At 67.9% G+C, this 14,014-nt stretch carries 15 protein-coding genes; 3 read left to right on the top strand and 12 right to left on the bottom strand.

Features of this window, described 5'->3' with window-relative positions:
* Positions 1–49: 49 nt before the first annotated feature.
* A complete protein-coding gene (locus tag IU452_RS33995; RefSeq protein ID WP_195113352.1) occupies positions 50–220 on the bottom strand; it encodes a hypothetical protein in 171 nt (56 codons plus the stop codon).
* 183 nt (positions 221–403) lie between these two features.
* Positions 404–568, bottom strand: coding sequence for a hypothetical protein (locus tag IU452_RS34000; RefSeq protein ID WP_195113353.1), 165 nt, complete (start codon positions 566–568; stop codon positions 404–406).
* A gap of 22 nt (positions 569–590) precedes the next feature.
* Here IU452_RS34000 and IU452_RS34005 point away from each other — a divergent pair, with 22 nt between their 5' ends.
* Positions 591–860 carry a hypothetical protein gene (locus tag IU452_RS34005; protein WP_195113354.1) on the top strand — a complete coding sequence of 90 codons (270 nt, stop codon included), beginning with the start codon at positions 591–593 and terminating at the stop codon, positions 858–860.
* Positions 861–1,700: 840 nt separating this feature from the next.
* Here IU452_RS34005 and IU452_RS34010 read toward each other — a convergent pair.
* The 5 genes from IU452_RS34010 to IU452_RS34030 are packed head-to-tail and all read right to left on the bottom strand — an operon-like array spanning position 1,701 to position 8,191.
* Entirely contained in the window at positions 1,701–2,573 is an 873-nt protein-coding gene (locus tag IU452_RS34010) for a helix-turn-helix domain-containing protein (protein WP_195113355.1), read from the bottom strand.
* On the bottom strand, positions 2,570–5,734 hold the full coding sequence (locus IU452_RS34015; protein ID WP_195113356.1) for a DEAD/DEAH box helicase: 3,165 nt from the start codon (positions 5,732–5,734) through the stop codon (positions 2,570–2,572). Before IU452_RS34015 ends, IU452_RS34010 begins: the two co-directional genes overlap by 4 nt.
* Before the next feature lie 29 nt (positions 5,735–5,763).
* A complete protein-coding gene (locus tag IU452_RS34020; protein ID WP_195113510.1) occupies positions 5,764–6,651 on the bottom strand; it encodes a sigma-70 family RNA polymerase sigma factor in 888 nt (295 codons plus the stop codon).
* Entirely contained in the window at positions 6,648–7,901 is a 1,254-nt protein-coding gene (locus tag IU452_RS34025) for a hypothetical protein (protein WP_195113357.1), read from the bottom strand. Before IU452_RS34025 ends, IU452_RS34020 begins: the two co-directional genes overlap by 4 nt.
* Complete coding sequence (locus tag IU452_RS34030; RefSeq protein ID WP_195113358.1) at positions 7,898–8,191, bottom strand: hypothetical protein; 294 nt, start codon at positions 8,189–8,191, stop codon at positions 7,898–7,900. Before IU452_RS34030 ends, IU452_RS34025 begins: the two co-directional genes overlap by 4 nt.
* A 440-nt stretch (positions 8,192–8,631) precedes the next feature.
* Between IU452_RS34030 and IU452_RS34035 the strand changes: the two genes are divergently transcribed.
* The gene (locus tag IU452_RS34035; protein WP_228819261.1) at positions 8,632–8,859 is read left to right on the top strand and encodes a WhiB family transcriptional regulator; all 228 of its coding nucleotides are present in this window, start codon (positions 8,632–8,634) and stop codon (positions 8,857–8,859) included.
* Between the two features lie 27 nt (positions 8,860–8,886).
* Here the strand turns inward: IU452_RS34035 and IU452_RS34040 are convergent, their stop codons facing one another.
* The gene (locus tag IU452_RS34040) at positions 8,887–9,183 is read right to left on the bottom strand and encodes a hypothetical protein (RefSeq protein WP_195113360.1); all 297 of its coding nucleotides are present in this window, start codon (positions 9,181–9,183) and stop codon (positions 8,887–8,889) included.
* Between the two features lie 278 nt (positions 9,184–9,461).
* On the opposite strand from IU452_RS34040, the gene IU452_RS34045 reads away from it, so the two are divergent.
* Positions 9,462–10,295 carry a helix-turn-helix domain-containing protein gene (locus IU452_RS34045; protein WP_195113361.1) on the top strand — a complete coding sequence of 278 codons (834 nt, stop codon included), beginning with the start codon at positions 9,462–9,464 and terminating at the stop codon, positions 10,293–10,295.
* Between the two features lie 72 nt (positions 10,296–10,367).
* On the opposite strand, the gene IU452_RS34050 is transcribed toward IU452_RS34045, so the two are convergent.
* The 4 genes from IU452_RS34050 to IU452_RS34065 form a co-directional block, all read right to left on the bottom strand.
* Positions 10,368–11,246 carry a hypothetical protein gene (locus IU452_RS34050; protein ID WP_195113362.1) on the bottom strand — a complete coding sequence of 293 codons (879 nt, stop codon included), beginning with the start codon at positions 11,244–11,246 and terminating at the stop codon, positions 10,368–10,370.
* Positions 11,243–12,589, bottom strand: coding sequence for a hypothetical protein (locus IU452_RS34055; RefSeq protein ID WP_195113363.1), 1,347 nt, complete (start codon positions 12,587–12,589; stop codon positions 11,243–11,245). Before IU452_RS34055 ends, IU452_RS34050 begins: the two co-directional genes overlap by 4 nt.
* Positions 12,590–12,879: 290 nt before the next feature.
* Positions 12,880–13,245 (bottom strand): hypothetical protein, encoded by a 366-nt coding sequence (locus IU452_RS34060; RefSeq protein ID WP_195113364.1) that lies wholly within the window; start codon positions 13,243–13,245, stop codon positions 12,880–12,882.
* A gap of 17 nt (positions 13,246–13,262) precedes the next feature.
* Entirely contained in the window at positions 13,263–13,655 is a 393-nt protein-coding gene (locus tag IU452_RS34065; RefSeq protein WP_195113365.1) for a hypothetical protein, read from the bottom strand.
* Positions 13,656–14,014 lie beyond the last annotated feature (359 nt).

Genomic DNA, 14,014 nt, shown 5'->3' on the forward strand with positions numbered 1-14,014 from the left:
TCGGGGCGGCGTGGTGATCGCCGAAGCCAGATCCGACGATGTTCGTGAGTTACCAGATCCAGAGGTGTCTCGGATCATCTTCTCGGCAGGGCGCCAGGGTGTTGACGAGGGCGATGCCCAGTGCAGCGAGCGAGAAGGTGATGATGCAGGTGCTGGTCGCGCGGCCGCGGTGGGCGGTCGCACGCATCCAGCCGGTGATGCGCCGGGCGAGGATGTTCACCGGATTGGGGATAGTCGTTGGACCTTGAAATGCAGTGGGAGATGGTCGGTCTCGCCACGCGGATTCGACAGGTTCCAGGATGGTGCGCTTTGCGGTTGGCGTCTCAATGTGTCCCTGGCGGGTGCGCCGGTGGGCCAGAAAGGGAGCACAGGGGTGGACGCTCAAGACCGTCGAGAATCTTGTTCAGCCGACCGCGTCAAGCCATGCGCCGCTGGGGTTGTCGAGAACCTGAACCGCTTCGTCGATCGTGATTTCGCGGCGGTGGGGCATCATCCAGGGGGCCGGGGCTTGGACGAGGATCGCGTGACGCAGCATCCCGGTCCACCCGAAGGTGACGTGCAGATCCATGCGGCGGTTGTAGGCCGGAGTCGTGTCGCCACCGCTGGTCGGTCGGCATCTCGCGGTGCTCGGTGTAGGTGAGTTCGATATGCCGGCGCTGCCACTGCCGCGCGATCCACTCGCCGCGATCGACCGCGGCGCGCACGGCATCCAGCAATGTCAGCTGAGCTTCGGTCCGATCGGTAAACCTCTGCGGCTGCCGACCGCGGGGAGGCGGGGTGGTGGCCCGGTGGTTGGATTCTCGCCGTTCGATCCGCGCGGCAGTGGCCAGCACAGTGAGCAGAGTGATGAGCAGGGCTAACACGATCAGGACCACGCGGTAGGCAGTGGTGATCTCGGCGAACGCGGCAGCCGCCAGGTAGCTGCCCAGCTCTAGACCGATCGCGGGGGCACCCCATCGCCGCAGGCGAGCAGCGTCTTCAGGGCGCTCGGTCGCCTCGAGCCAGACGCTGCGTACACCGATGACAATTGGCGGGATCCACACGACCCACACGGCCACGATCAGCGTCGTACTCAGACTCATGGTGGGGACTCTCCTTCTCGTTCACAGAAATCCGCGGCGCCCGTCACATCGGCTGGGACGCGGACGGACAACGTGGCTCATCCCGTTGCCGGAGCCGAGCCAGCGGTCGGATCGACCGGATGTGGACGCCAGGATCCCGAGCACGCCGGCTTCGGTAGTCCGTGCCATTCCTCACCGCACCTGCATGTCGGCAGGCGACGTCCTTCGCGCGGGCCGATCTCGAGTTGTTCCTTGACCAAGGCGGTGATCGGGTCGGGATCCGTAGCGTGATCTGGCGTGGGATGGCGGTCACCGGGGGCGCTGCTCAGGTGGCCGGGCGAGACGCAGCCCTCGGGGCGACGGGCAATGGCGGGGATCCTGACCCGGTTTCCGGTCGAATCGTGTGCAGGAATTGCGGTGTCGGGCACAGCGAAACTCCTTTCCCGATGAGAACTGTGTTCAGCGGGTTGGCGGGACCCCGAGCCACCCGGGGTGTCCAGCTAAGCGGCGGTGAGATGGTTGGTCTCATCCAGTAGTGCGACATGTTTAAACATAATGCTTTATGCACTCTGGTACAAGTGGTGGCGGCCGACCGGGTGTGCTGCCCGGGTGCCGCGGGGGTCTCTGGGCGGACGCGCGTCATGCGGCCTCCCGCCTTTTCGCGCGGTGTCGGGCCAGGGCGCGTGCGGCCGCGCCCCTGTGGATGTTGAGGACTTCGGCGAGTTTGGTTTGGGTCCAGCCGTGTTCGACCGCATGATCGAGGACGGCTTGTCGTTCCGCCCTGGAAATCTCGCCGGTGTGCTCACCGCGCAGGATGCGGAGCAGCAGGACCTCGTCGACGATGCCTGGCATCTCGGTGGTCTCGTCCGGTGCTGGCTCGTGTGCGGGGTGGTCGATGTCCAGCCCGTCCCAGAGCAGTGGCGGCGCGAAGCCTCGGTCGCGAGATTGTTTGGCCAAGGACGGAGACGGTCCTGGCGTGCCCGAGAGTTCCTCGTACAGATCGCAGATCGCCCGCCACGTTTCGTATCGAACCCAGCGGTGGATGGTGTACTGGTGGACCGCCGCTTGGGACACACCCAGTCGCGCAGCGAGGCGACGCTGGGGCCACCCGATTGCCATCAGCGCATGTAGGCGCCGGCTGGTTCCGATGTTGGGGACCATCAGCCCTGCTTGCGCCGGCACCGGGATATGGGTCACGGTCATGAGACGGGCGGCCCGGTCGATCTGACTGGTGGGGTAGGTGCCGTGCCGGATGAGCCAGACCGTCTTCTGTGAGACTCCGGCGGCGGCTGCGATCGCCGTGTCCGTGAACCCCCAGCTCCGCAATGTCTGAATGTGGGCGCGGACCTCCGCCTCAGGGACGCGTGCGGGAATACCGTGGGCGGCCCGACAGATGCGGATCTTGCTGGTCTTGTACTTCCCGTGGCGCGGCAGGCTGCTCGGGATCGGCGTCACCTTCGTCGGCCGCGCGATCGAGTACACAGCCGGGCACACCGGGCGCGACGCGGTCATGCAGCCCTCCGTCCCTCTGCTTGTCGCAATGTGGATTCGATGGCCGACACCAGGGGTTGCGACAGTCCCGTGCGCCGCGCGACATGCGGGACTTGATAACCCTGGAGCAGAAGATCGCGGGCGAATTGTTCGGCCTGGCTGTCGAATTTGTTGACCGGTCGGGCGCCGGGGCGCCGACTGCGGTGCGGCGGCTGGGGCGGTGGGGTCAGGTCGCCGTGGAGGGAGTCGTAGAACAGGCGCATCATCTTGGCGTGGCTGGCCGAGACCGAGTCTCGGTCGAACGGCAGGCTGCTGGTGCGGGCGTATCCCATCCCTGCGGTGATCGCGGCGGTGGTCCAGCCGTGCGCGAACAGATCGTCGACCAGCGCCCAGGTCGGTGCCGGGTCGACCTTGATCCCCTGCCCGGCGATGCCCCAGCGGCCGCGGCTGCGAGGAACGGACCGCACCGCGAGAACATCCTCGACGGTCAACTCGAGCAGCACGCGGCGGTGAACGGGATGGCACTTCGTCATCCGCCCTTTGACCAGACCCTGCACCACGCCAGTGCTGACACCGGCCGCGGCGGCGATGGCGCCGACGGTGAAGAGCCGATCAGAGCGGTCGGTGGTGGGGTCCTGCGCCAGCAGCTGCTGCAGATGCGCCGCGACGTCGAACGCGTCCACCCAGTCGGTGCGGTACACTTCGCGGCGTGTTCGTGCGTGGGCGCGGGCGTAGGCGCGCGCTTCCCGGAGACAGATGGCGCAGGAGCAGCCTGCGTAATAGCCGCGGCGGCCGTGCGGGATCTTTCCCAGATCGATCGGTTCTCCGCACTCGCGCTGGTGGCGCTCGCCGCGCCACTGCCAGCCGGGGAGGGCTTCTACTTCCTCGGCACGCTCGGGATCGAGCTCGCCTTTGCGGCGGCCGAGTCGGACCCGGTTGACCCAGTGATAGAGGTGAAAGGGGTAGTCGTCGACGACCTCTACGTGGTCGACGGGCAGCTCGTCCAGACTGCCTGTGCGAGTGGTGAATTGCCGCGCGGCCTGAATGCCGATCCCCCACCAGGTCTCCGACGACTTCCAGGAAAATCGCCGCTCGCGTTTGGCAGAGGTATCCGGCGGGATCGCGGCGAACAGCATCGTCTCCACGGCGGGCGGAAGAACACCGAACACCTTGCGGCGGCGAACCCTGCCGAGCCATGCCCCTAGGGGAAAGCCGTCTTCGACATGGTCGTCGGGAACGTTGGTGTGACCCTCCCAGGCAACGAATTTCCGCAGGGCCTCCACGCCGGCGTCGTCGTCGGCCGACAGCGGGTTCCAGGTCCATCCAGGCCGCTTTTCGAGTTCGATCTGCAGTGTCGGATCGAGTTCGCCGTCGCGGTATTTGAAGATCTGGGTGGCGACCCACAGTCCTAGCGGGCGGTTCAATCCGTCCCGGAGCCCGGTGTAGATGCTGTCGCCGCACGGGTTTTCGGTCAGGGTGCCGTGTCGGGCGACGACTTGATCAAGAACGGTGAGAGTGCGCTCGTCCGCGGCGGCCGCCGCGGCCCAGCGCCATCCGGGAACGGTTTCCAGGCGGCGGATCCGGTCGTAGCCGAGCAGGCCCTGGCTGTAGCGGACGCGTTGACCGACCACCCACATGCCCAGGCGTTTGCCGTCGACAACGGTGGTCGCGGTGACGGCGGAGGCGCTGCCGTGCTGTTGCGCGGCGGTGGTCAGCAGGCCGAAGTACATCTCCCAGATCGCGGAGGTCCGCTCGAGCAGGCGGGCGACGACGCGGCCGGGCTCCTCACCGCCGACGACGGTAAGCCATGGGAGCTGGCCGGGGTCGACGGTGCCGGGGCTGCTGGTGGCGCGGGCCCGGTCGAGGTCGAGTGCGATGCGTGCATCGTGGGTTCGCAGTCCGCGCAGGACTCTCCATACGTGGCTGTAGGGGCTGTCGGCGAGTTGGTCGAGGTCGTCGTCGGTGTCGTCGAGGACGACCGGAACGATGATCGTGCCCACGTCCTTGTCGGGATGCGGGCGCAGGACCCGGCCGATCGCCTGCATGATGCTGGTGACGCTGGAGCGGGGATCGGCGAACAGCACCGCGTCGACCGCGGGAACGTCGACGCCTTCGCGCAGGCATTGCGCGGACGCGACAAGGGTGATCATGCCGGCGCGGGCAGGGTCGGTGAGGGTGTCGAGAATATCTCGGCGTTGCCGGTCGGGCATAGACCCGTCGACGGCGTACGCCTCGGCTCGGATGCCGGCGATCTCGCCGAGCCGATTGATACGCTCGGCGAATCGGCGGGCGCCGGCGACGCGGTTGTGGAAGGTGAGTATCCGCCGGATTCCGTACCGGGACACGGTGTCGTCGAGGACGGCAAGGGCGGCTTGGGTCGGGCCGTTGCGGCGGGTGATGCGGTGGGTGCCGACCACGACCCGGTAGGGGGTGAGCAGCCGCTGCGCAACGGCCTCCCCGACCGGGATCTCGTAGGCGATGCGGCCGAATGTTCGAGGGTCGTCCATGGAGTACAGGCGGTCGACGGCTCCGGTCAGTTCATCGAGGGGATCCGCGGTCGCCAGGTTGCCCAGCACGACGGGGGTGGCGGTTTGGAACAGTCGGCGGCGGGCGGGGATGGCGTCGGTGTCGAGGACCGGCTGGAACCGTTCGTCGACCCGGCCGGCGAGATGATGAGCCTCGTCGGCGATCAGCAAGTCGAGCGGAGCATCGAGATAGTGCAGTGCGTCGCGGATCACCGCGGCGGAGTGATAGGTGCTGACCAGCACCGTCAGGGTGTCTCCAGGGGTGTCCCGGCGCAGGAACCGGGTGACGACGTCGGCGTGGGTGGTGACACCGGTGCTGTCGTGGACGCCACGGTAGGGGTCGATGCCGTCGACTCCGATCTCGTCACGCCCGCTGTTGGTGGTGGGGTCACTGCAGACTGCAAGCGTGTGCATCGGCAGGCCGCTGCGCCGCCATTGGGTGATCGTCTGCGCGACCAGGGCGATGGAGGAGGTGAAGATTACGACGGTTCGCGCGCTGAGCCGACGCGCGAGCCACGGCCCGATCAGGGTTTTGCCGGTGCCGGGTGCCATGCGGATCTGTGCCCGGTCGGCGCCGGTCCGGTACTCGGTGTCGAGCGCTGCGAGGGCCTCACGCTGATGGGGGCGGGGCTGCGGGTGCGTGGTCGTGCCGGTCATCTGTTGGCTCTCCTCCCGGTGACTCGGGGTCAGGCCGCCTGCCGCGTCTGCGCGGCGGCGGCGCGCATCTTGGTGAGGGCGGCGCGGGCTACTTGCGAGACGAGATCGGGGCGAAGTCCGCGGTCGGCGGCGATCTCCGCGACCATCCGGGCGCGGCCGTCGGCCAGGCCGAACATGATCTCGATGACCTCGCGTTCCCGGCGGGTGAGGGTGTGCATCAACACCGGGAGGTCGATGGCGTTCTCCCGGTCAGAGTGGGCCTCGGAGGGGTCGGCGATGAGCGCGGCGAGGGCGTAGCCGTGGTCGCCGTCGGCGTTCAATAGTTCGTCCAGTGATCGGGCCGGGCGCAGGGCGTCGAGCAGGGCGAGAACAACCTGCTCGGACACTTCCATGTGCTGCGCCAGTTGCTGCACGCTCGGCCGACTGCCGGACTTTTCTGTGAGGTGGTGTTCGGCGTCGAGCAACTGCTGGCTCAGCAATGCCGCGTGCTCGGGCAGTTTCAGGGGCGAGGAACGCAGTATGGCCCTGTGCTGAAAGTTGCGGATCCAGTGGCTGGCGTAGGTCGAGAACTTCAGACCCCGCTGGTAATCCCATTTCTGGATCGCGCGAATGATGCCGAGGAGCCCTTCCATGGTCAGGTCGTCGTGATCGAGGGAGGCCCCGCTGCGGTGGCCGCAGCGCCATCGGTGCGCCCAGAACCTGGCGAGGTTTTCGTTGGCGCGAATGAAACGGTGGAAGGCCTGTCGGCCCAGTTCTGCGAGCGCGGCGAGGTCTTCGGCGGTGGCGGCGACGGTCCAGTGTCCGTCGGCCAGAAGGTGTTCGGCGTACAGGCCGGCCTCGATCGCCTTGGCGAGGTCGACCTCGTCGGCGGCGGTGAGCAGGGGCTCTCGGCGGCCGATCAGTCGGGATTCGGTCATGACGCACTCCGATCGCACTTTGTCGGACGCGTTTCCCGCGAGTTGGCGACACTGCAGCCGTCGGCTCCCTGGGGGGCGCCGGGGACACTGCTGGCGGCGCGGGCGGCGGTGACGACTTCGCGTTTGATCTGGCCGCGGCGGTGGTCGTCCGGCAGCAGATCCAGGTCGAGGACCCCGGGCCGACGCGGGTTCTCGTAGTCGCGCAGGCGATCCCGGATGTAGGTGAACGCGATGGGGTGTTCCTGGGCGAGCAGGTCCCGTGCGTGCGCCTTGGCCTTGGCGAATGCGATGCGGTGCGGGTCGTTCTGTTTGCGGTGCTCGAGGTCGGCGGCCGCCTCTCGGAGCAGGTGGCCGCATTCGATGCGACGCTGCAACACCGCGGCCAGGAATCGGCGTGCCTTGAGCACGGCCCGTGCCTGGTCGCGATCGATCGGCGCCAACAGGATCGGCGGTGTCGGCCCGAGCGCATGCGGGCTGGCAGCACCGGCTTGGCGGTAGGTCTGTTCCGCCAATTGATTGAGTGCGACATGCCAGCGTCGCAGCAGCAGCGGATGCCCCAATGCCTGGCAGCGAGCATCTTGATCGCGGGCGTCGGCCCGGGCGACCTCCCGCATCCGGTTCTCCGACACGCTCAGTAGGTGCCGCACCTCCGGCGTGATTTCGTCGTCGAGCCAGCCGTGTGCGTGACCGTGCTCGACGGCGTCGAAGATGTTGCGGTGGCATTCGCGGTCGGGTTGTGCGAGGTTGCGTTCTGCCAGCACCGCCTCGAGCAGGGATCGGAATTCACCGGGAAATGCGTCGGTGAGCCATTTTCGGGCGGTGGCTTCGGCGTTGACGGTGATGCGATGCGGCAGGCTCTGCTGGTGGGTGTCGCGGCGGCGCCGGGAAACCAGTTGGCGGGCCTCGTCGAGGCGGCGCCGGATCGCGTCGAGTTGTCCGTTGGTGATGTCCAGGCGGGGGTCGTGGTCGACGGTCATCCGTTCGGCGGCGACCTGGAGCTCGCCTTCCGCCCACATCAGTGCGTCCAGCCATTCGGGCAGTCGTGGTTCGCTGCGGAGGAGCCGGCGGACCGAAGGGGCGAGGGGGAACGTGGCGTCCGCGATCGCGACGGTCACCAGATCTTTGAACCGGGCGTCGATCCGGCGACCGATTTGGGCCGCCGAGAGGGTAGGGACCTGGCCTACGGTCAGTGCCTTGGCCCGGCGCGGGGTCTGGTCGTTTCGTGGCTCTGTGGTGGCGGTCGCGGTCACCGGTGGGCCTCCTCGATCAATTCGTCGATGGCCACGTCCCAGGGGCCGAAGTGGACCCAGGTGACCGTCTTCCGGCTGCCCGGCGCACGGTAGGTGACGGTGGCTGATCCTCCGTTGCGGCTGACCTGGCGGGCCACCTCTAGTGCCGATTCGAAATCGGTGTAGGGGTCGACGGAGTCGACGGGCCGCTTGTCGTCCATCACCCACAGGTCCGGGCAGCGGAGGGGGTCGGGGCGGGTCTTCACCCCGTCGAAGTGGATGTGGCATCGATAAAGCCTCGGCGTCGACATCCCGCTCCTCCTTGATCGGCCGCACGAGCGGCACCGGCTCGGACAGGGCGGACGCTAGCCAGCGACCACGACAGTCGAGACGGATCGGTTCCCCGGGAGGTCGTGACGGGGGTTGCCGCATCGGCACAGTGCTGACAAGACCGCAGTGTCCGAGTGTCTCGGTCCTGCGGAACCGCAGGTGGCAGACGGTTCGGTGTCGACCTCGACGCTTGATCCGAGGACTGCGCGCATCACCCTTGATCGAGAATGCAAGACGCATTATCCTGTTATTTGTCCACCGTTCCGGGGCCGACCACCCCGCGTGAATCCACTAGCCCGCCGCGGGCTTTCGGGCGGACGCGCTGCCGCTGGTGCGCGTTCTCCGGGGGCAGGTGGCCAGGAGGTACTCGATGACCGTCCGGCAGAAGACCGAGATAACCGTGCTGATCACCCTGGATCGGATGCTGTCGCTGTCGGCCGCGCGTGACTACGACCAGCGACGCCCCGCGTGCACGGGCGATGATCCCGAACTGTGGTTCCCCTACCCCAGCCAGGACTTCGCCTACGCCCGCATGGTGTGCGGGATGTGCCCGCTGCGGCTCGACTGCCGCGAATTCGCGCGGCGGACTCATCAGACCGGGGTGTGGGGTGGCGTCGAGTTCGACCGCGGTCGCCTGGTCCGCGAATGACGCCCGCGTGCGAATTCGTCGATTGGGTCATGCCCGAGGCGGGAAGCCTTCCTGCAAGGTCATGGCCCAATCGACGATATCGGTGATCGAACGACTGACGTGCCCGCAGTTCGGGCATACGCCGGGCAGTGGCTGGGTCACGATTTCGAGGAAGTGTTCCTTGCACACCAGGTGAGTGCGGGATGTGGGGACGTCGACCGGTATGTCGGCTGGGCCGATTCCTCGACCCGGACCACTGGTGCCTTCCGCATTCTCCTCCCCCTCCTCGAGGCCGATCCCGCAGCAGTCGTGCAGCACCAGCGCCCACCGCGCCGGGTGCACCACGGAGACGGCGCCGGCCTGCTGCTCGAGGAAACACGCCCTGCACGGTGGAAGCAGTTGCGACCACGGGATGCCGGCACGCTCGCCGGGGCGTTGCGCATGTCGACCTCCTTCCCCGGCAGATGATCACCGGTCGGGCAAACCGTCATCCGGTGCCCAGTCACGGCCATCCGTTTCCTCAACGGTAGCTCCGGGCAGGGTGAATGTTGCCGCACGACGGAGATCCGGCCTACACCAATTTGGGCGATAATGCACCAGACACTATGGTAGAGGTGCGTGAAATGTCCCTTGGGAGCGAGGAGAGGCCGGCTGTGACAGAGTTCGATGTCGCCGCAGCGCGACGCACACTGCGCGAGCGCGGGTTGAGCGATCCCGAGGTCGACCGGTTCCTTGCCAAGGAGTTGCTGTCCGCGTCGGATGTCAAGTTCATCCGGAACGTCAAAGAGGCCCGCATCGCACGGCAGGTCCTGCAGTCGTGGGGGGTGGAGGCGGTCGCCCGCGAGCCCGGCTGGCCCGGCGAATCGTTGTTCGTCGCGGCCGAAGTGTGGAAGACGATGCAGGAACACCCGGGCAAGGGGTGGCGGAAGGGCAAGACCAGGACGGGGCCGCCCACGCCGAGGGAGCCCTACAAGGTCACTCCCGAGCTGCGCGACCGGATTGTGAAACTTCACCGCACCCCGCCTGCGAAACTCGGGTTGTCGTTCGGTAAGTGGACGATGGCCCGGCTCGCCGAATACCTCCAGCAGGAGAAGATCGCCGACATCAGCAGGGAGACCGTCCGGCGCATCCTCGCCGAGGCTTCGAAGAAGGAGAAGGATCAGACGTCGGCCGGCGCCAAGAAGCCGGCGAAGAGGACACCGTCGTCGGCCGCCACCACCAAGAAGGCGACTGCCGCGGCGAAGAAGGCGGCCGCGGAGCCGGCCAAGAAGGCCGTAACCAAGAAATCTGCAGCGAAAAAGGCCACGGCAAAAAAGACCACAGTGAAAAAGGCCACGGCGGAGAAGGCCATAGCAAAAAAGGCCACGGCGAAGAAGGCCACGGCGAAGAAGGCCACAGCAAAAAAGGCCACGGCGGAGAAGCCCGCGACCAAGAAGACCGGAGCGAAGAAGGCCTGATTGATCGGGTCTGCCCGATGCGGCGACCGCCGCACCGGGCAACATCCCGCACGGATTCGGGATCCGAGCATCTCAGCTGGCGAAGGCGGCACTGGGAGCAGTGATGTCGCCCGACGGTGCCTCACAGAGAGTGACCAGCAGGTGATCGGCGACCGCTTCGAGGTCGTATGCGCCGAGGATCACGAAGCGGGTGGCGCCGTCCGGGCGGATTACCGCGCTGGTGTGCCGGCCCGCCGACCGCAGGGCGGCAACGAGAGCCGTGCCCAGCGCCGGGGCCAAGGTGCTGCGCCGGGTGGAGTCGCTCCATGCCGCGGCGCTCCATGCCTGTAGTTGGTGGTGCCGCTGTTTCCCGGCGGTGGATCCGTCGTCGGCAGGCCGGGCGTCGAATACTGCGGTCAGCACCGAGTGCGCAATCTGCTGCGGGTCGATGGCGCCGGCGATGACGGTGCTGCCGTTCCGTCCGGGCATCAGCACGATCGGCCGGCCATGCGTGCCGACTTGGGTGAAGGTGACGAGGAGGACGTCGGCCAGTGCTTTTACCAGCGTGGCCCGCAGCGCCGGGTCTCCCCAGTGCGCGGATCTCCATGCCTGCAGTCGTTGCTGCCACTCCGCGGGTTCGGGGGGCTGCGGCGGGGTTCGCTTGCGCTGTTGGCGGCCACGTCGGGAACGCGCCTGACTCTGTTGATCGAGGGCACGGCGACGTCGTGCCGCGCGGGCTGACTTGGATTGCCCGGCACCGGGTTTGGGTCTGAGTGGTCCGGAGATGCGGGTCAGGCGCGCCTCGTCGTTGGCCAGGGTCGTCGCCTGCCGCGGGGTGGCGGCGATGCTGAGTTCCTCGCCGGAGTCGGGCCATCGCAGACGATGATGGCCGCGGCCGTCGAGTCCCAGGTGAACCCATCCCCTGGCCCGAGCCCGTGTAAGCAAGTCCTTGACATCCTTGGCGCTGGTCATGCGACTGTTCCCAGAGAGACGGCGGTTCGCGACCGGGACAACTCGATGACCGGCGCAGCTGCGGGCTGGGTGACGGTGACTCGTGCCGCAGCCAACCGACCACCGGTGTGCCACATCCCGGCAGTCACCGGGCACGGGTAGGCATGCATGGACCGCAGACTCCGAGTGGCTCGGCGAGCGGCGTCTTCGGTGGCATAGGCGTACTTGTGGCAAGCCGGGCACACATCACTGGAATTGCGAGCCGGCCCGAGCCAGTTGGTGGTGGCGGCTTCGACCGGTCTGCCCGGAACGGCGGCAGGCGGCTGCAGGGCTGCGGCTCGTGCCGCAGCTAGCCGACCACCGGTGTGCCAGCTTCCGGCAGTCACCGGGCACGGGTAGGCATACTGCCGATCCTGTTCGGACGTCAGACCCCGGGCGGCACGGCGAGCGTCCTGCTCGGTGGCGTAGACGCATTTATGGCAGTCCGGGCACACACCACTGGAATTGCGAGCCAGCCCAAGATATTTGGTGATGGTCTCCTGCTGCTTGAGGCCGCTGCGCTTGACGTATCGGCGTAGCCGTTGATCGGCAGTCTCGACCGAGCTGCCCAGAACGTCGGCCAGTCGTTGGATGCTCCATCGGGACCGGGCGGCCAGGTCGAGGATCAGGTCCACTTCGCCGGGGGACAGGTTGACCCGGTGGTCGTTGCAGACGCGGCGAATAATGGCCACCTCGTCGATCCCCAGCGCCGCCCGTGGGGAATGCGCGCGGGCCCGCGGGTCATCGATCTCCTCGTCGTCCCAGCCCAGTGGAGGCACCCAACCGTCGGTGCGGGCACGGTCGCGCAATGCGCTGTCGGGTCCGACGGTCATGGACAGTTCGTCGTAGGTCGCGTCGATGGCGCGCCACAACGCTGCCGGGATCGTGCGGGATTCGGGGAGCGCGGCCAGCAGGCCGGTGACGGTCTGTTCTGGCACCTTCATCGCGGTGGCGAGCGCGGCCGGGGGATGTCCCATGGCGGCCAGCGCGCGCAGCCGCCGCTGGGCGCCGAGCGCCGGGGCGGTCTCGGTGGCGGGCAACGGACCGACAGGTATAGCGAGGATGCGGCGGGCGACCTCGGCGTCGACGTTGCTGCTGTCATGGCGCAACACCACACTGAGGACCGGTCGTGGGAGTGCGGTGAGTGCGGCGAGATCGTCGAGGGTGCGGCCGGATTTCTGCTGCCCGCCCAGGTGGGCACGGGCGTCGGTGATGGGAACGGTTCCGGGGCCGTCGCGGCGGACGCGGCGCCCATTGAAGAGGACGGGCGTGCCGATAGGGCGAGAATCTGCGGGGGGGTGGACCCCGCGCAGTTTCCTTGTCATCGGTCCCTGCGCGGGTGGGGTCTGAGACCCGACCGGCGACAGGCTGACTTGGGGAACCACCCCCGCGCGCACAATCGTCGGCTCCGGCGACAGTGTAACGGACGGGGTGAATTCGGGTGTAGAGCAGGGGGTTTGACGCGCTGACCCGGTTTTCGGGGTACGCGAAGCAGACGTCTCGGGCATCGGACGCTTCTTTCGCTGGCGCGGTTGGTGAGACCGCGAATCGTTGGACGTTTCGCATGATATCGCCGCGACCACTGCTTTTCCCAAGAACGTGTCGGGTGGCGGGGTCATGACCGGTCACCTCCGGTCAGACGGCTGTGCAGCAGGCGCCGGTGGCGGTGCCAGGCCCAACTGCTCAAGAAGGTGAGGACGGCGAGCACGACGACGGCGGCGAGGACCAGGCGGCGGGCGTCGAGCCCTGCGACATCGCCGGGCAGGGTCCAGATCGGATGAGCCGCAGCGGTCACCAACACGTGGTGGTCCACCAGCCAGTGCAACGCGGGGTCGCGCCAGCCGGGGACGGCCACGAGTCCGGCGGGGACGGCGAACGCCATCAGGGTGATCAGCGCGAAGACGTCGTCGTCGGTCACGGACCCGCCGGCCCACCTGCCGTGGCCGGCGCGGTCCGGGGCGGAGGGACGGTTGCCGGGCATGAGGTGCTCCCCTTCTTTCAGGTGCGCCGCCGCAACGGCCACCGAACGACGGGGCGGCGGCAAACTGCGGGCAGCGTGCTGGCGGTCGATGCGCCGCGGGCGGCGGCCGGTCGGGTGGTCGGTGAAAGCACCCAGTGGTGGTCGGCGACCGGTCGGCCGGTGGCAGGTGTCGGCCACTCGAGACGTGGCGTCCGATCGCGCCGGAGAGCACGCTCGGGTTGCGAGGCGGTGGCGGCGGGGCGGCAAGGGTGGTCGCCCGGCATGGGCACCGGGATCGAGCGCCGGGCCCAGGCCGCGGTGACCGGCTCGGTGCCGGTCACGACCGAGGCCTCGGGGATCCGTCGTGCGGGGCCGTGGTCGGCGGGCTGGCGGATACCGACCGAGGGGCCGGCAGAATCCGGCAGTTCCAACCGTCGGTGATGAATGTCAGTACCGACCGCACGAGCGCGGTGCGTGCCGGAACATCTGCGGGTCGTTTCGATGGGTTCACCTGAGCTCCTGACGTGTGCGCGTCGGGCCTCGAGGGCCCCTGTGCAGACAGGAAGGTCAGGTGCGGGAGCTCGTGTGACGGCCGCCGCTCGCGGGCGCTGGGAGCAGGGAGCGAAGCGCTTTCGCGGGTACGCGTCGAACGATCGGCGTACAGTGGCCGCACATGTGCCGAACAACCGGCTGACATCGGTCGAACACCCGTCGAACACCTGCCGCGTGTTACGCGCGCATTCGCGTGCCAAGGGAGGTACGCTCCGGGCCTGAATCCACGACTCCGAGG

The sequence above is a fragment of the Nocardia transvalensis genome, assembly GCF_015477765.1.
In the GTDB taxonomy this organism is placed as follows: domain Bacteria; phylum Actinomycetota; class Actinomycetes; order Mycobacteriales; family Mycobacteriaceae; genus Nocardia; species Nocardia transvalensis_A.